This window comes from Kitasatospora sp. NPDC054795, assembly GCF_053611565.1.
Map to the genome: position 1 here is coordinate 18,074 of NZ_JBSHAP010000023.1, position 16,319 is coordinate 34,392.

At 74.5% G+C, this 16,319-nt stretch carries 11 protein-coding genes; 3 read left to right on the plus strand and 8 right to left on the minus strand.

What is annotated here, in order from left to right; translation table 11 throughout:
• Positions 1-269: 269 nt before the first annotated feature.
• The 3 genes from ACWGJO_RS11280 to ACWGJO_RS11290 form a co-directional block, all read right to left on the minus strand.
• Positions 270-1,949 carry a multicopper oxidase family protein gene (locus ACWGJO_RS11280; RefSeq protein ID WP_452183190.1) on the minus strand — a complete coding sequence of 560 codons (1,680 nt, stop codon included), beginning with the start codon at positions 1,947-1,949 and terminating at the stop codon, positions 270-272.
• Between the two features lie 146 nt (positions 1,950-2,095).
• Positions 2,096-2,674 carry a hypothetical protein gene (locus ACWGJO_RS11285; protein ID WP_452183191.1) on the minus strand — a complete coding sequence of 193 codons (579 nt, stop codon included), beginning with the start codon at positions 2,672-2,674 and terminating at the stop codon, positions 2,096-2,098.
• Between the two features lie 100 nt (positions 2,675-2,774).
• The gene (locus tag ACWGJO_RS11290; protein ID WP_452183193.1) at positions 2,775-3,683 is read right to left on the minus strand and encodes a LysR family transcriptional regulator; all 909 of its coding nucleotides are present in this window, start codon (positions 3,681-3,683) and stop codon (positions 2,775-2,777) included.
• Between the two features lie 144 nt (positions 3,684-3,827).
• Here ACWGJO_RS11290 and ACWGJO_RS11295 point away from each other — a divergent pair, with 144 nt between their 5' ends.
• The 3 genes from ACWGJO_RS11295 to ACWGJO_RS11305 all read left to right on the plus strand — a co-directional run bounded on the left by ACWGJO_RS11295 (position 3,828) and on the right by ACWGJO_RS11305 (position 6,789).
• Positions 3,828-4,883, plus strand: coding sequence for a YncE family protein (locus ACWGJO_RS11295; RefSeq protein ID WP_452183194.1), 1,056 nt, complete (start codon positions 3,828-3,830; stop codon positions 4,881-4,883).
• A gap of 575 nt (positions 4,884-5,458) precedes the next feature.
• Entirely contained in the window at positions 5,459-5,767 is a 309-nt protein-coding gene (locus ACWGJO_RS11300; protein ID WP_452183196.1) for a hypothetical protein, read from the plus strand.
• Between the two features lie 98 nt (positions 5,768-5,865).
• Complete coding sequence (locus tag ACWGJO_RS11305; RefSeq protein ID WP_452183197.1) at positions 5,866-6,789, plus strand: aegerolysin family protein; 924 nt, start codon at positions 5,866-5,868, stop codon at positions 6,787-6,789.
• A gap of 114 nt (positions 6,790-6,903) precedes the next feature.
• Here ACWGJO_RS11305 and ACWGJO_RS11310 read toward each other — a convergent pair whose 3' ends face one another.
• The 5 genes from ACWGJO_RS11310 to ACWGJO_RS11330 form a co-directional block, all read right to left on the minus strand.
• Positions 6,904-9,591: a LuxR C-terminal-related transcriptional regulator gene (locus ACWGJO_RS11310; RefSeq protein ID WP_452183198.1), complete on the minus strand. Its 2,688-nt coding sequence runs from the start codon at positions 9,589-9,591 to the stop codon at positions 6,904-6,906.
• A 596-nt stretch (positions 9,592-10,187) separates the two neighbouring features.
• Positions 10,188-10,811, minus strand: coding sequence for an FMN reductase (locus ACWGJO_RS11315; RefSeq protein WP_452183199.1), 624 nt, complete (start codon positions 10,809-10,811; stop codon positions 10,188-10,190).
• Positions 10,812-10,828: 17 nt separating this feature from the next.
• Positions 10,829-11,911 (minus strand): LLM class flavin-dependent oxidoreductase, encoded by a 1,083-nt coding sequence (locus ACWGJO_RS11320; RefSeq protein WP_452183200.1) that lies wholly within the window; start codon positions 11,909-11,911, stop codon positions 10,829-10,831.
• Between the two features lie 292 nt (positions 11,912-12,203).
• Positions 12,204-13,067 (minus strand): helix-turn-helix domain-containing protein, encoded by an 864-nt coding sequence (locus ACWGJO_RS11325; protein ID WP_452183201.1) that lies wholly within the window; start codon positions 13,065-13,067, stop codon positions 12,204-12,206.
• 489 nt (positions 13,068-13,556) lie between these two features.
• The gene (locus ACWGJO_RS11330) at positions 13,557-16,304 is read right to left on the minus strand and encodes an ATP-binding protein (RefSeq protein WP_452183202.1); all 2,748 of its coding nucleotides are present in this window, start codon (positions 16,302-16,304) and stop codon (positions 13,557-13,559) included.
• Between the last annotated feature and the right edge of the window lie 15 nt (positions 16,305-16,319).

The following is a 16,319-nucleotide window of genomic DNA, read 5'->3' on the forward strand; positions in this document are numbered from 1 at the left end:
CTTGCACCTCTTGTTTAAAGACCCCGTAAAACGCCGTCGGGCGACGGCCGTGCGAAACGCTATGCGACGGCCGTTAAGGATCCGTCATCGGGCCGCGTTAAGAAAACGTCATTACGGCGCAGGTCGGCGCGGGTGGCCGAGGTGGCACGGGGTGGCACGGTGCGACCGGAGGGGTGCCGGGGAGAAAATGACCCCGAACCGTTCCGCCGGTTCGGGGTCATTTCGGGGGTCAAGTCCGGCATCCCCTTCCTCGGGGGGGGAGCCCCGGGTCAGGCCCGGTAGCCGAGGACGGTCATCATGCCCGTCTCCGCGTGGTAGACGTTGTGGCAGTGCACCATCCACAGACCCGGGTTGTCCGCGTCGAAGTCGACGGCCAGGGTCGCGCCCGGCAGCACGACCGCGGTGTCCTTGCGCGGGCCGTCGCCGGGCAGCGCGAAGCTGTGGCCGTGCAGGTGGACGGGGTGCCACATGGTGGTGCTGTTGCGGAACTCCAGCCGCACCCGCTCGCCCGCCGCCACCGGATGGCGCTGCGCCGGGTCGTACCTGCGGCCGTTGAACGCCCAGTCGGCCTTCGCCATCCCCCCGGTGAGCTCCAGCTTCACCGTGCGGTCCGGCGCCTTGGCGGGCAGCCGCACGCCCGGGGCCGCCCTGAGCTGCCCGGCGGTGACCAGCCGGCCGTCCAGCTCGGCCGGGCGGACGGCGGCCTCGGGGGCGGCGCCGCCGCCGGTACGCAGCACGGCCAGGGCGGTGGCGTTCTTGCCCTCGGCCAGCGCGGTCAGCGGGAAGACGCCGTCCCCGGCGGTGACCAGCACGTCGTAGCGCTCGCCCATGCCGAGCAGCAGCGCCTGGGTGGCGGCCGGTTCGACCGGGAAGCCGTCGGTGTGGGTGACGGTCAGCTCGTGGCCGCCGAGGGCGACCCGGTAGGCGGTGTCGCCGCCCGCGTTGATCAGCCGGATCCGGATCCGGTCGCCGGGTTTGGCGGCGAAGGTCTCGGGCGTGGTGGCGAGCCTTCCGTTGACCAGGTGGAACGGGTACGCGACGTCGCCGGCGTCACCGCCCAGCAGCGGGCTCCGGGCGCCCATCAGCATCCGGCCGGGGGCCGCGCCGCTCGGGGCGCCTCCCGTCCCAGGCGTCCCAGGCGCCCCCTGCATCCCCTGCATGTCGTGACCCGGCATCCCCGACATTTCGGGCATCCCCGGCATGTCGTGTCCGGAGCCGCCCGAGTGGTCCATCCCTCCCATGCCCTTGGCGAGTTCGGCGAGGACGGCGTCCGGGGTGCTGCCGTCGACGCCGTCCACCCAGTCGTCCAGGACGACGACCCACTCCTTGTCGTAGGCCAGCGGCTCCCCGGGGTCCTCGACGATCAGCGGCGCGTAGAGGCCGCGGTCCTGCTGGACGCCGGAGTGCGGGTGGAACCAGTACGTGCCCGGGTGGGAGAGCGCGAAGCGGTACTCGAACGAGCCGCCGGGCCTGATGTCGGCCTGGGTCACGCCCGGCACGCCGTCCATGTCGTTGCGCAGGGCGAGGCCGTGCCAGTGCAGCGAGGTGGACTGCGGCAGGTGGTTGGCCAGGCTGACGGCGAGGGTGTCGCCGAGGGTGGCACGCACCTCCTGGCCGGGCAGCCGGTCGCCGTACGCCCAGCTGCGGACGGTGCGACCGCCGAGGTCGAGGGTGGCCTCGGTGGCGGTGAGCGCGATCCTGCGCTCCGGGCCGGGGTTGCGCGCGGCCTCGGCGGCGGCGACCTCGGGGCCGTTCGGGGCGAGGTAACCGGCCGGGGCGGCGGACGGGCCGGCCGAGCCGCTCGGGCCGGTCGCTCCGGTGGCGGGGCCGTGGTTCATGGACCCGTGGTCCATGCCCGGCATGGAATCGGAGGAGCAGGCGGCGAGCAGGCCGGTCCCGGCGGCGGCGAGCGCGGCGCCGAGGACGGTACGACGGGTGGGTGTGCGCATGGCGGAGTGCACCTCGTGCGGTAGGTGGGTGTACGGGGCGTCGCGTCGGCCGTTCCGTGCGCGGGCGCCGCGGGGCGCGAGCGGGCACATGGAGGTGCGCGCGGGCGCTCCCGAGCGGGCGCGGGCACGGAACGGCGGGCGCGCGCCTACTGACGCAGCACCGAAAGCCGGGCGAGGAGGATCCGTCCGCCTCCGGGCGGGGGCAGCGCGCGGACGGCCCGCAGCAGCCGGGCCCGTACCTCGGCGGCGGCGTCGCCGCTGCTGCGCAGCAGCGGGCCGGTGAGGAGCAGCACCAGGGTCCAGCCGGCCAGCACGGCGAGGCAGACCGCCATCGGGTCCATGCCGCCGGGGGCGGCGGGGTCGACGGCGCCGACGGTGCCGACCGCGGAGGCGGCCCGGTGGTCGGCGGCGAGGTGGTCGGCGGCGAGGTGGTCGGCGGAAAGGTGAACCGGGGCGGGCTGGCCCGCAGCGGGCCCGGCGGCCGGTCCGTGCTGGACGGCGCCCGACGGGTGCGGCGGCGGGGCCGGCGTCCCGGTGCCCTCGCGCCCGCCGTGGCCGCTCTGCCCGCCGTGTCCGCTGTGTCCGCTGTGTCCGGCGGACCCGCCGTGCCCGCCGACCGGATGGCCGAACGTGTGCATGGTCACGACGCCGAGCAGCAGCGCGGCGAGCAGCAGCAGGCGCAGGGCCCACGGCACCGGCGGACCGAACGGCCGCGACCGCGCCATCCTCCGCCTCCCGTCCCCGACGCCCGCCATATGTACCCCCGCAGGGTATCCCGACCTTACGCCGCCGGCCGAGCCGGGCCGGGCCGCGCCGCCCTCCTGTTCACTCCGTGGCGTGCTGGTCCGCGCCCAGCACCGCCGCCGCCACATGCTCGCGGAACCAGCGGTGGCCCGGATCGGCCGCGTTGCGCGGGTGCCAGGCCATCCCCAGCTCCAGCGGGGCGAGTTCGAGCGGGATCGGGAAGGTGCGCAGGCCCAGCGCGGCGATGGTGTCCGGCAGCCAGTCCGCCGGGGCGAGGGTGATCAGGTCGCTGTCCCGGACCAGCAGCATCGCACCGGTGTGGCTCGGCACGACGACCGCCACCCGGCGCTTCAGCCCGAGCCCGGCCAGCGCGGTGTCGATCGGGCCGAGGCGCTTGCCGCGCCGGGAGACGCCGATGTGGTCGGCGGCGGCGAAGCGACGGGCGGTGATCCGACGGCCGTCGAGCAGCGGGTGGCCGCCGCGGGCGAGACCGACCAGCGGGACGCTCATCAGCCGACGGGTGCGGACCTCGGGGTCCAGGTGGCCGAGCACACCGAGCTCGACGTCCACCAGGCCCTGCCGCAGCGCCGGGCCGCCCTCCAGGGTCTCCGGCAGGAACACCACGTCGACCCGCGGCGCCTCGGCCCGCATCCGCTCGGCGAGCGCGCCGGCCGTCCGCGCCAGCATCAGCTCTCCGGCCTGCACCGTGAAGGAGCGGTCGAGGTGCACGGGGTCGAACCCGGCGCCGGGGCGCAGCGCGCTGTCGCAGCCGCGCAGCAACGCGCCCACCTCCTCCCGCAGTTCGAGCGCCCGCGGGGTCGGGACCAGCCCCTGCCCGGCGCGCACCAGCAGCGGGTCCTCGACGGCGCGGCGCAGACGGGCCAGCATCCGGCTGACCGCGGCCGGCGAGGTGCCGAGCCGCTCGGCCGCACGGGTCACGCTGTTCTCCTGGAGCAGGGCGTCCAGGGCCCGCAGCAGATTGAGGTCCATCGATCACACGCTCCTGAGCTGTGTCTTTGCGTTCCACGCAACTATCCGATGCCGATCCTTGCATTGTTCCCCCGGCTCCGGCCCCCGAAGGTGGAGGTGACAGGTGATCACCTGTCACCTCCACGACCACCCCTCGGAGCCCTCGTGTCCCAGCCCTCCCGCGCCGCCCGTGCCGCCCGTGCCGGCGACGTCCTCGCCGTCGTCAGCCAGAGCGGCCCGACCGTCTCGTTCTTCGACGCCGCCACCGACCGCCACCTCGACACCCTCCAAGTCCTCGCCGAACCGCACGAGTTGTGCTTCGACCCGACCCAGCGGCTGCTCTGGTGCAGCAGCGCGTACCACTCGGGCTACTACCACGCCAACAGCGGCCGCCGCACCGAGCTGACCGTCATCGACGCCGACACCCGCCGGATCGTCGAGGTGATCGACCTCGCCCCCGAGCACGGTCCGCACGGGCTGGCGCTGGACACCGCCCGGGGCCGCCTCTACGTCAGCGTGGAGGGCGGCGAGGACCGCCCCGGCGGCGTCGTGGTCATCGACACCGCGACCCGTCGCCCGCTCGGCCGGATCGACACCGACGCCCCCGGCCCGCACTGGTTCGCCGTCTCCCCGGACGGCCGGACCGGCTTCGCCACCAACAAGGAGGCACCCTTCGTCTCGGTGGTGGACCTCGAACGGGGGACGCTGACCGCCAAGGTGGAGGTCCCCGGCAGCGAGGGCCTGGCCGTCTCCCCCGACGGCACCCGGGTCTACGCCGCGGGCCCGTACCTCTCCACCTCCGCCGCCCCCGCCGCGGCGCCGGGCATCCGCGTCATCGACGTCCCGACCGCGACCGTCACGGCCGTCCTCCCGACGGACTCCCCGGCCCTGCCGGTCCACCTCACCTCGACCGGCCTGCTCCTGGCCGGCGAGGTCCGGCCGGCCCCCGCCCCCGACTCCGCCCTGGGGCGCCAACTCCCGGGCCGCCTCACCGTGTTCGCCACCGACGACCACCGCCGCCTCGGCTCCGTCGAGGTGGGCCTCTTCCCCCTCACCATCACCTCCTCCCCGGACGGCGGCCTCGCCTACGTCGCCAGCGTCGTCTCCTCCACCGTCGACGTCGTCGACCTGGCCACCCTCACCCCCGTCTCCCGCCTGACCGTCCCCAAGCTCGCCGACCCGGGCGCCCACGGCCTGGCCTACCTCCCCCGCGCCGAGTGAGCCCCCGAGCGGCCGCGAGGTGACCGCGGGGATGCGGCCGCGAGGTGACCGCGGGGATGCGGCCGCCGGGCAGCCGCCGTCCGGTCGAGGTGGACCGGCTACCGGTACGTCCAGCAGCGCCACAGCTGCCTGCGGCCGCGGCCCGGCGCGGACTTCGGCATCCAGCGGCACGCCGACGAGGCCCTGCTCTCCCACCTCGCGGCCCGGCCGGCGCTGACACTGCTCGCCCACCCCCCGCTGCTCGGCGGCTCGTACTGCCGCCCCGACCGGCCGCTGCCCGAGCAGTACGGATGGCCGGCGGCGCGGGCGCAGCCGGCCGCGCCGACGGAAGTGGCCGAGGAGACCGGCGCCACCGTCAACCAGGTGGTGCTCGCCCGGCCGATCGGCCACCCCGTCCCGTCCGCGCCGGTGGCCGGGGGCGAGCTCCGTGCCAAGTTCGCGGTTTTCCACGATGCCCGAGCGTGGCGGTCGCGTGCCAGTCTGTGATCACCACCGCACCCCACGGCCGGGCCGGGGCGGGACCGATCCGCCACGGGTGACCGGCCGTTCACGTGGAACACCAGGAGGGACTTGTCATGAACAGGCGAATTCGCGCGGCTTCGCTCTGCGCCGCTCTCGCCGCCGCGGTTCTCGTCGGCGGCACCGCCCAGGCCTACGCCGCCGCGGCCTCCCCCGCCCCGGCGCACGCCGCCGCGACTCCCGCCGTCCAGGAAGGCGCCTCGGCGCGGGCGGTCGACATCTGGCGCTACGCCGGCCAGTACGAATCGTTCCTCGCGGCGCAGGCGGCGTACTGGGTGCTGTACGGCCTCGGAAGCGCCGTCAAGGACAAGATCGAGCAGGTCTGGGTCAACGGCGTGGCCCAGTGGGACCTCTACATCCAGTGACCCCCGGCGCCGGCACCGAGCCGCGACGCCCTCCGATGCGAACACGGCGAGCGCGGGACAGGTCCGCTCGCCCGGCCTCCAAGAGAGTTGGTAAACCCATGCAGCGCAAGACGTCCACGACCGGTCTGGGCCGCACGGCCGCCGGCGCTCTCACCGCCCTGCTGATGGCGGCCGGAGCGGTCGCCCTCGCCCCGGCCGCGCAGGCCGCCCCGCAGGCGTCCGCGGGGCAGCGCCCGGGCGCCGAGAGCCAGTCGGCGAGCGTGCCGCGGGTCACCGCGGACCGTTCCACGAAGGTCACCCTCTCCAACAACAGCGGGTCCGGCCTGACCAAGACGTGGGAGAAGCTCGACCACGGCTGCTGGACGAACGACATGCTGCCGTCCGACTACGTTCCCAACACCAAGTCCGCCAGCTGGCAGAGCGAGTCCTGCGGCTTCGCGACCGGGACCGAGGGGAACATCACCTACACCCTCAACGACGGCGGCGAGGTCAAGCTGCACTGGAACAACCCCTACTGGGGCAGCAACGACTACAGCTGCTCCGTCCCGTACGGATACACCTGCTCCAGGAGCGGTGGCAGCGGGGACAACACCTCGGTGACGTTCAGCATCGGGCGCGCGTCCTTCGCCGCCGCGTCCCCGGCCGCCGCGGAGTCGCCCAGCCTCCTCTCCGCCGCCCGGAGCACGTCCGTCAACCTGACCAACAACTCCGGCAAGCTGCTGACCCGTTCCGGCGCGAGCCTGCAGTGGGGGATCTGGTCCGACGGCGGGATGCCCCCGTCCATGGTCCAGTCCGGTATCACCGCGAAGTGGGCGAGCGAGTCGGACGGCTTCATGACCGGCACGGAGGGCGACGTCACCTTCGACGTGCTCGGGGAGCAGAACAAGGTGAAGGTGCACTGGAACAACCCCTACACCGGCAGCAACAGCTACAGCTGCGAGGCCCCGGCCGGGTACAAGTGCACCTGGCAGGGGGGCGGCGGTGACAACGCCGCGGTCTCCTTCACCCTGTCGAAGTCCTGATCGCACCGCATGAACCGGCGCCGCCCCCGTCCGGGCCGGGTGCACCCGCACCCCGGGCGGGGGCGGCGCGGTCCCCGGCCCGCCGGGGGTCCGGAGCCGGACCCACCCCGGCTCCTAGCGCTCCAACACCGCCACCAGCTGGGTGCGCCGGGCGATCCGCAGCTTCCGGTAGGCGTTGGTGAGGTGCGTCTCCACGGTGCGGCGGGTGAGGCAGAGCGCGGAGGAGATCTGGGCGTTGGTGTGCCCGCCCGCCGCCAGTTCGGCCACGCGCCGTTCGGCGGGGGTCAGGGCGTGTCCGCCGTCCCTGTTCCGCGCTCCGCCCTCCCGCAACGCCTGCTGCGTCAGACCGAGGAGACGGCCGACCGCGGCCGGTCCCCCGGCCTCCGGAGCGGGCGCGGCCAGTCGCCGGGCCGCGGCGTGCGCCTCGCGCAGCGTGTCGCGTCCCTTGCGGCCGTTGCCCGCTTCGAGGTGGGCCCGGCCGAGATCGACCAGGATCTCCACGAGTTCCACGGGCGCGGAGCCCGGCCTGAGCAGTTCGGCGCCCTCGGTCAGCGAACACAGGGCCAGCCTGCCGCCCACGGTCGCGGCGTACGCCCGCAGCGCCCGGCCGATGGTGCGCGCGGTGCCCCAGGTCCGGGCGTGGCGCAGCTCCTCCTCGGCGAGTTCGCGCGCCTCCTCCCGCCGCCCGAGCCGCACCAGGGCGAGCGCCGCCCCGGAACGCCAGGGCGTGGCGACCGGACTGACGAAGTCACGGGCGCTCTGGCCGGCTCCGCAGCGCAGGTAGTCGTCGAGGGCGGCCTGCCAGTCGCCGTCCGCCGCGTGCAGCAGGGCCCGGGTGTAGCTGAGCTCGTTCCACTCCCAGGACCTGTCGCTGCCGGACGGGCCGGCGAGGGCCGCGGCCTCCCACGCCCCGGCGCGCCGGCCCGTCTCGCACAGGGCCGTCGCCACCATGGCCGCCAGATGCGGCAGTCGCACGCCCTGCCCCGCGGTCGCCGCCACCAGGGCGGCGTTCTCCGCGATGACGCGGTCGAAGTCCCCCGCCCAGAGCGCCGCCTCGGCCCGGACGCTGAGCAGGCACTGCAGACCCACGTCCGTCAGGTCCGGGGGGACGGGCGGGACGGGCAGGCACAGGCCGGTCAGCTCACGCGCCTCCTCCAGGCGGTCCGCCCACTGCAGCAGGGTGGCCGCGCTGCCGAGCCAGGCGGTCCGCAGCCGCGGGTCCACCGGCACCGCCAGGCGCGGCCGGACCCGGGCGAGCACCTCGGCCGCCGACCGGAGGCCGGCCCCGGCTTCGTACTCGGTGATCAGTCCGCACACCAGCGGCTCGATGGCCGGGGGTACCGTCGGGGCCAGCGCGCGCAGACCCGCGACGGCGCCGCGCCAGGCGTCGCCGTCGTGGGAGGAGACGAGCGCGCCGAGGGCCTGCAGCACCTGGACGAGCTCGTCGTCGTCGGCGGCACGGCTCACCTGGTGAAGGACCCGCAGCGCGGTGTCGGGATCCCGGCCCGCGACGAGGGCCGCGCTCAGGGCGGTCGCCGCGGTCGCCCGCTCCCGCAGATCGGTGTGCAGTTCCAGCCCGGTGTGGAGCCTGCGGATGCCGGCGGTCGCGTTGTTCGGAAGCTCCAGGGCGCCGAGGCGCAGGCAGAGGGCGGCACGCCGGTCGGGATCGAGCGGGCCGCTCAGCGCGTGGCGCAGATACGCGGCGGACTCCGCGACCTGGCCGGCGCGCATCGCCTCCTCGGCGGCGTCGGCCAGCGAACGGGCCATCCACACCTCGCTGGGCCGGTCCACCCGCAGGAGCCGGGAGGCCACGGCCGTCGCCGGCGCACCGCTCTCGTCGAGCAGTTCCGCCATGCGCGTGTGCAGCTCGGCGACCTCCTCCGGCTCGGCGGCGGCGAGCACGGCCTCCCTCGCGAGGGGGTGGCTCAGCAGCCTGCTCAGGCGGCGCACCGACCGCTCGCCCGGGGGACGCCGGGACGTGCAGAGGCCGGAGAGCCGGTGGAGGAGGCCGGGGCCGGCCGGCATCCCCTCCTCGGCCGCGACGACGACGGCGAGGCAGGCGTGGCGCAGGCAGGGGTCCGCCCTCCGCAGCCAGTCGGCGATCGTGTCGCGGTAGCGGCTGTGCGACCGGGCCGACGGCGGGCGAGGGAGCGGCCCGTCACCGAGGTCGGCGACCAGCGCCCGCACCAGGGCCGGGTTGCCGACACCCGCCTCGACGCAGGTCACGGCGGCCTTCTGGTCCAGGCCCGCGGCTCGGGCGATGCGGATGACCGCCGACACGCTGAGCGGGCGCAGGGCGACGGACACGCCCGTGGCGGGCGGGAAGGCGGCCGGACCGGACCGGTCGGCGCACTCGGTGGCCACCAGCAGGACGGGGATGTCGGCGATGCGGCGGGCGAGGTAGCCGATCCAGCGCCGGGACGGCTCGTCGGCGTGGTGGAGGTCGTCCACCGCCAGCAGCGCCGGCCGCTCGGCGGCCGACCGGGCCAGGCGCGTCACCAGCCGGTGGAACAGCCGCTGTTCGTCCGGTCCGCCCGGTGCCGAGAAGGGAACGGCCTCGTCGTCCGCGAAGAGCTGCCGGACCAGCCCGAACGGGAACGCCGTCTCCTCCGGTACGCCGCGCGCCCGTCCGACGCGCATGGCGTCGCCGCCGGCCTGCTGCCGGACGATCGCCTCCAACGCCGCGGTCCGCCCCCGGCCGGCCACGGGCGCCGAGAGCAGGACCGAGCGCCCGCTGCCCGCCCGTACGGCCGCCGCCGCTGTCGCAGCCATGCCAAGAACCTCGTCGCGCTCCAGGAGCATCCGATCCCGTCCCTTCGTCCTGTCCACCCGCGGCGCCGGACCGGGCCCGCCTCCCCTGCCCGGGCACCGCCGTCCGCGGCCACCGGATCCGCATTTCCGCAGGAACACCGTGACGTTCCCGTCCCGGTCCGATCCTCACCCAGTAGCGACACGAACCGACTCGCCGCGCGGAAAACGGCGCGATCACGTTTGTGGCAGAGCTTGATCCAGCCGCTTTTATCACGTTTCACGCACGAACTTTCCGCCCGCGACAACGGAGCGCGCCGACTCCGAACCCGTCCGGCCGCATCCGGGACCGGCCCCCGCGCAGGCAGCGGCCAGGACGGCGGACCGTCACCCGCGCCCGCCCGCCACGGCGCACGCACCGGTTCGCGCCGATCCGGATCGATTCCCCCGGCCCGCCTTTCGCCCGCCGGCCCGGCAGATCCGGGGGAATCGGGAGTTCACCGGTTCGCCCACGACGAGTCCCCCGTCATCGGCACTCCGCCACCGGGCGCCGCCACCAAGGGAAAAGCGATATCCGGAAGTCCGTCGCGGCGCACCCGGACCATCCTCACGGGGAGTTGACGCCGGCCGAACCCCTACCCGGGACTCCGTCAGTGGAAGCCGAGCGCGGAGGGCGTCACCGCCGGCCGGTCGGCGGGCCGCGGATTCGCCAGGGCCGAGCGGGTCAGCGCCGCGAGCTCTCCCCCGGCCCGTTCGATCCGCGCCGGCAGGCTGTCGGTGCGCGCGTCACCCGCCCCGCCCCAGTCCTCGGAGGCCGCGAAGACGGCGGTCGGGGCCACCAGGGCGCGCTGGTAGGCGAAGAGCGGGCGCAGCGCGTGCTCCAGGGCCAGCGAGTGGCGCGCGGTGCCGCCGGTCGCGCCGATCAGCACCGGCTTGCCCGCCAGGGCTCCGGGGTCGAGCAGGTCGAAGAACGACTTGAACAGGCCGCTGTAGGACGCGGAGAAGATCGGGGACACGGCGATCAGCGCGTCGGCCGTGCCCACCTCCTCCAGGACGCCGCCGAGTGCCTGCGAGGGGAAGCCGGAGAGCAGGTGGTGTGCGATGGGGGTGGCCAGCGGGCGCAACTCGTGCAGGCGGACCCGGACTTCACGGCCAGTGTCGGCCAGGTGGGCGGAGGTGGCCTCGGCGAGGCGGTCCGCCAGCAGGCGGGTGGAGGAGGGCAGGCTGAGCCCGCCCGAGATCACGGCGAGGGTGATCGGCGAGTTCGGTTCCATGGAGGACTCCATCCTGGTCAGGAGGCGGCGGGGACGGCGTCCCGGAGCGTGGCGTGGGTGGGGGCGTCGGGGACGGTCGCGGGCCGGCCCTTGGCGAACTCCTCGCGCAGGACGGGCACGACCTCCTCGCCGAGGATGTCGAGCTGCTCCAGCACCGTCTTCAGCGGCAGGCCGGCGTGGTCCATCAGGAACAGCTGGCGCTGGTAGTCGCCGACGGCCTCGCGGAAGCCGAGGGTGCGCTCGATGACCTCCTGGGGGCTGCCCACGGTCAGCGGGGTCTGCTCGGTGAACTCCTCCAGCGAGGGCCCGTGCCCGTACACCGGCGCGTTGTCGAAGTACGGACGGAACTCGCGCACCGCGTCCTGGGAGTTCTTCCGCATGAACACCTGCCCGCCGAGGCCGACGATCGCCTGCTCGGGCGTGCCGTGGCCGTGGTGCGCGTAGCGCTCGCGGTAGAGCTCGACCATCCGCCGGGTGTGCTCCTGCGGCCAGAAGATGTTGTTGTGGAAGAAGCCGTCGCCGTAGTAGGCGGCCTGCTCGGCGATCTCGGGGCTGCGGATCGATCCGTGCCAGACGAACGGCGGCACGCCGTCCAGCGGGCGCGGCGTGGCGGTGAAGGCCTGCAGCGGGGTGCGGAAGCGGCCTTCCCAGTCGACCACGTCCTCGCGCCAGAGCCGGTGCAGCAGCGCGTAGTTCTCGACCGCGAGCGGGATGCCCTGGCGGATGTCCTGGCCGAACCACGGGTAGACCGGGCCGGTGTTCCCGCGCCCGAGCATCAGGTCGACGCGGCCGTCGGCGACGTGCTGCAGCATCGCGTAGTCCTCGGCGATCTTCACCGGGTCGTTGGTGGTGATCAGCGTGGTCGCGGTGGACAGGACGATCCGCTCGGTCTTCGCGGCGATCCAGCCGAGCATGGTCGTCGGCGAGGACGGGACGAACGGCGGGTTGTGGTGCTCGCCCATGGCGAAGACGTCCAGGCCGACCTCCTCGGCCTTGAGCGCGATGGCCAGCATCGCCTTGATCCGCTCGCGCTCGCTCGGCGCCCGTCCCGTGGTCGGGTCGACCGTCACGTCGCCGACGCTGAATATCCCGAACTGCATGGGCTGTTGCCTTTCCACTGACTGATCGCGGCCCGACGGGGCCGCCCGGCGAAACCTAGGCAACCGACGGTGCGCGAAGGACTTCCGCAGCGCATGACCAGTGGCCCTGCAGCGCACTGAAGCGGTCGGCGGGCTCGATTCGGCCGACCGTGCGCCGTCAGGACATTCCCGGACGCACAGCGAGCGGAACACCCGGGCCGCCGCGCCCCGACGCCGCCGAACAGGACGCCCCGGCGATCCGGGACAACTGTCTGATGCAACGTCAATTCACTGCATTCACGCGGTGTCGCGATCAGGACGCGGAGTGGTTGCCCTCGGTCCGGGCGGCGTAGGCCTGCCACTCACGGGGCGAGATTCCGAAGGCGTCGCGGAACGCCCGGCTGAAATGGGAGTGGCTGACGAAGCCCCAGCGGTGCGCGACGGCGGACACACTGGCCTGCCGACGGGACGGGCGCCCCAGTTCCCGACGGCAGGCGTCCAGCCGACGCCGTCGCACCCACTGGCCCACGGTCATTCCGTCCTGCTGGAAGAGCTTGTGGAGGTAGCGCACCGAGATGTGCTGCGAGCGGGCGATCGATCCGGGCGAGAGGTTCGGGTCGGCGAGGTTCTGCTCGATGTGGACGCGGATCCGGGACAGCAGCTCGGCCGCGCCGTTGGAGTGTTCCGGGTCCTCCCGGTCGAGCAACTCGGCCACCAGGATGGCGACGATGTCGGAGGCGCTGCACGCGAGGAGGTGGTCCGGCCGGGCCCGGTGGGCCCGCGCCTGGGTGGCCAGGGCGTGGAGGAGCTGGCACGCGAGCGAACCGATCCCCTTGTTCCCGCGCGCCATCAGCCCGCCCGCGCGCCGGACATCGCTCTGCCGGACGTCCAGGTAGAAGCAGGGGACACGGAAGCGGACCATCCGGCACTCGGAGTCCTGCAACAGGCCCGCCGGGTGCGGGGTGGCGCTGATCAGCAGGTCCCCCGGTGCCAGCACGCTGCTGACACCGCCGCGTCGGACGGAGGCCGCACCGTGGACGTGCAGGGCGACGTAGAGACAGTCCTCGGGATCGGTTCCGGGCGGCGGGGAGAGGACGTCGATGCAGCCGCTGTCCCCGCCGCGGGCGGCCTGGTCGAGCAGGTGGGTTTCGGCTTCGGGCGCGGGGGTTTCGAGCATGGGCGAGGGACCCGACTGGTTCACGGGGGACTCCGACCGATTGGAGGTGGTGCTGTGCGGATGCCGGCGGGGGCGGCTCGCCGGACGGCGGGGCGGCGGGGCCGGCAACGGGGCGCTCAGGAGGGGACGTTCTTCTGGCGCCATTCATACAAGGAGCGGAACGGCTGGACAAACGTTCAACAAACCGAGGTTCCGGCGGCTCCGCCCGCCCTGGACGGTGCTCATCCCGAGTGGCGTCCACTCCTCGGAGAAGGCCTTGACGACACCTCGGACCGAGGACCAAATAGCTTGCAGGACAGAGGAGTCGGGCCGAGTCAGGCCACCCGGACCGGAGCGGCGGCGGTCGGTGGAACCGCCTGACCGCGCCGCTCCCCGAGACCGGGCACGGCCACGACGAACCCCCTTCCCGGCCGGCCCGGCAGCCGCAAGGTGCACGGGCTGTCACGTCGCCGTGCACCACCGGAACATCCCCGACCGAACGGGTCGTGCTCAGTCCGCGCCCAGCTTCTCGCTCAGCTGGCTGCGGGAGGTGATCCCGAGCTTCGGGAAGGCCCGGTACAGGTGCGTGCCGATCGTCCGGGGCGACAGGTGCAGCTGCCGGCCTATCTCCTTGTTGGAGAGCCCTTGCGCCGCCAGCCGGGCGATCTGGACCTCCTGGGGCGTGAGCAGGTCCCGGTCGGGGCGGCCTTGGCTCCTGCTGCCCTCGCCCGCCGAGCGGAGCTCCTGGGCCGCCCGCTCGCGCCAGGGCTCCACGCCCATGGCCGCGAAGGACTCCCGGGCGATCCGCAGCGGGGTGCGGGCCTCCATCACCCGGCGGCGACGCCGGAGCCAGGTGCCGTAGGCGAGCATCAGCCGGGCACGGACGAAGGGGGTTCGGGACATGTCCAGGTCGAACGCCGACCGGAAGTGCTCTTCGGCGTGCTCGTCGTCGGCGAGCAGCGCCCGGGCGAATCCCAGGCTCACCCGGATCATCTGGACCTCGCTCGTCCCGGCGGACGTGAGGAGCTGTCGCAGGGCGGCCTTCGCCATGGCGCGCTGGTCGTCGCCGGTGGCGGCCTCGGCCAACTCGGTGATGGCCATGGTCTGCATGAACGGGTGGTAGGAGGGATCGGCCGGGTCGAAGACCCGCCAGACGCAGGAGAACGCCTCGGCGAAATTGCCCGCGGCGAGGCCGATGAGGCCGCGGGTGATCTGGATGTACGCGAGCTTGGAGGGGTCGACCACGGTCAGCCCCTGGCCCTCCGCCTCGCCGATCGCGACCAGCGCGGTGTCCAGGTCCCCGCGCAGCGCGGCGAACTGGGCCTTCGCCACCCGCGCACCGGTCAGCCACCGTGGCTGTGCGGTCTCCTCGGCCAGCCGGGCGGCCTCGGCCGCCGCCGGGAGTCCGGTCTCCCAGTCGGCGGTGTGCACGGTGGCGAGGGCGAGGAGCACCAGTGTCTTGGTCAGCGGGCCCCGGCGCCCCTGACGACGCAGTCCGTTCGCCGCGTGGCGGGCGAATCCGGTGACCTGGTCGAACCCGTTCACCATGATGGCCGCGTTGGCCAGCGTGGCGGCGGTCACGACGTCGTACCCGCCCTCACGCTCGAGGCGCCGCAGCCGGTCGATCACCGTCGCCGACGCCTCCAGCGGGGCGGCCCCCGCCAGCGTGCACACCAGGTCCGGGTGGAGTTCCGGGACCGGTAGCCGCTCGGCGGCCGTCACGACGCGCTCCCGCAGCTCTCGCCCCGGGTCCGCCCACCAGCACCGCCACGCGGCCACGCGCAGCAGCCGCAGCGCGAGTGCGGGATCGCCGGCCTCGGCGGCCTGCTCGGCCGTGGCGACCAGCAGGTGGATCCGGGACGTGCTCGTGTCGGACTCCGACTCCAGCCATTCGCGCAGCAGGACCACGCGGGCCCGTTCCAGCACGTCCGGGCCCAGCGATTCGGCCTGCTGGAGCAGCTCCGACACTCGATCCGCCTGCCCGAGTTCGAAGCGCAGCTCCGCGGCACCGAGGAGGCGGGCCACACTGCCCGACGGCACCTCGCTCAGCGCGGTGGCGCGTTCCAGCGCGGTCAGGGCGGCCGCGGCGGCGCCGCGCTCCTTCGCGCTGAACGCGGCCCGGTCCAGTTGCCGCGCCACCGCTTCGTCGGGACGGCCGCCGGCCGCGGCCCGGTGCCACGCCTGCCGGTCGGGCTGTCCCTGGAGGGTGCGGGCAAGCGCGTCGTGGGCGGCGAGACGGTCCGCGAGCGGGGCCGAGCCCAGGACGGCGGAGCGCACCAGCGGGTGGGTGAAGTCGATCCGGAACCCGTCGACGCGCACCAGACCCGCGGCCATGGCGGGTTCCAGGGACCGTACGGAGATCTCGGTGCCCGTCAGCGCCGAGGCCGCGGCGAGCACCTCGGTCAGCGCGCCGTCGTCGGCGGTGGCCGCGACCAGCAGCGCGTGCCGCGTGTCAGGCGGAAGGTCGGCCAGCGAAACGGAGAAGGCGCGCTCCAGTCGGGTGGTGAGCGCAAGCTCCGGCAGCACCCTGGAGTCCGCGGGTGCCCCGTCCGCCCCCAGGATGAGCGGGAGCTCGGTCAGTGCGAGGGGGTTGCCGACCGACAGCTCCGCCACCCGGCGGCGCGTCCCCGGGGCGAGAGCGGGGTGGCGGGCGTCCAGCAGGGCGTCGGCCGCGACCGGCGCCAGGGGCGCGAGGTGCAGTTCGCGGATGCCGGGGGTGCCCCGCCACACCGTACGGTCCTCGCGGACGGCGACGAGCAGGCCGACGGGTTCGGCGCCGACGCGGCGTGCGACGAACGCGAGGACGTCCAGGGTCGGCCCGTCCAGCCACTGGGCGTCGTCCACGACCATCAGAACGGGGGCTTCGGCGGCCGCCGCGCCGAGCAGGCCGAGGGTGGCCAGGGACAGCACGAAGAGCTGGGGCCCGGAGGCACCGGGGGGCGGCTCCACCATGCCGAAGGCCCCCAGCAGCGCCTGCGCCTGGGGGGTGGGCAGGCGCGCGACGAGGTCCGTCACGGTGTGGGTCAGCTGGTGCAGCCCCGCGAACGGCAGATCGCTCTCGGCCCGGACACCCGAGGCCCTGAGGACGGTGAATCCGCAGGCGCGCGCCCGGGCGGCGGCATGGTCCAGGAGGGCGGACCTGCCGATCCCGGGGGCCCCGTGGATCAGCAGCGCGTCGCCACGCTCGGGCAGGGCGTCGACCAGTGCGTCGACGGCCGCCAGCTCCTCGTCCCGGCCGAACAGTGTGGTGCCTGACATCCGATCTTCCTCTGT

What these genes read in the sequence shown, in the direction of transcription:
- ACWGJO_RS11325 (WP_452183201.1), bottom strand. Translation starts at nt 13,067, where the DNA reads ATGCTCGAAACCCCCGCGCCCGAAGCCGAAACCCACCTGCTCGACCAG.
- ACWGJO_RS11290 (WP_452183193.1), bottom strand. Translation starts at nt 3,683, where the DNA reads ATGGACCTCAATCTGCTGCGGGCCCTGGACGCCCTGCTCCAGGAGAAC.
- ACWGJO_RS11300 (WP_452183196.1), top strand. Translation starts at nt 5,459, where the DNA reads ATGAACAGGCGAATTCGCGCGGCTTCGCTCTGCGCCGCTCTCGCCGCC.
- ACWGJO_RS11285 (WP_452183191.1), bottom strand. Translation starts at nt 2,674, where the DNA reads ATGGCGCGGTCGCGGCCGTTCGGTCCGCCGGTGCCGTGGGCCCTGCGC.
- ACWGJO_RS11320 (WP_452183200.1), bottom strand. Translation starts at nt 11,911, where the DNA reads ATGCAGTTCGGGATATTCAGCGTCGGCGACGTGACGGTCGACCCGACC.
- ACWGJO_RS11330 (WP_452183202.1), bottom strand. Translation starts at nt 16,304, where the DNA reads ATGTCAGGCACCACACTGTTCGGCCGGGACGAGGAGCTGGCGGCCGTC.
- ACWGJO_RS11315 (WP_452183199.1), bottom strand. Translation starts at nt 10,811, where the DNA reads ATGGAACCGAACTCGCCGATCACCCTCGCCGTGATCTCGGGCGGGCTC.
- ACWGJO_RS11310 (WP_452183198.1), bottom strand. Translation starts at nt 9,591, where the DNA reads ATGCTCCTGGAGCGCGACGAGGTTCTTGGCATGGCTGCGACAGCGGCG.
- ACWGJO_RS11280 (WP_452183190.1), bottom strand. Translation starts at nt 1,949, where the DNA reads ATGCGCACACCCACCCGTCGTACCGTCCTCGGCGCCGCGCTCGCCGCC.
- ACWGJO_RS11305 (WP_452183197.1), top strand. Translation starts at nt 5,866, where the DNA reads ATGCAGCGCAAGACGTCCACGACCGGTCTGGGCCGCACGGCCGCCGGC.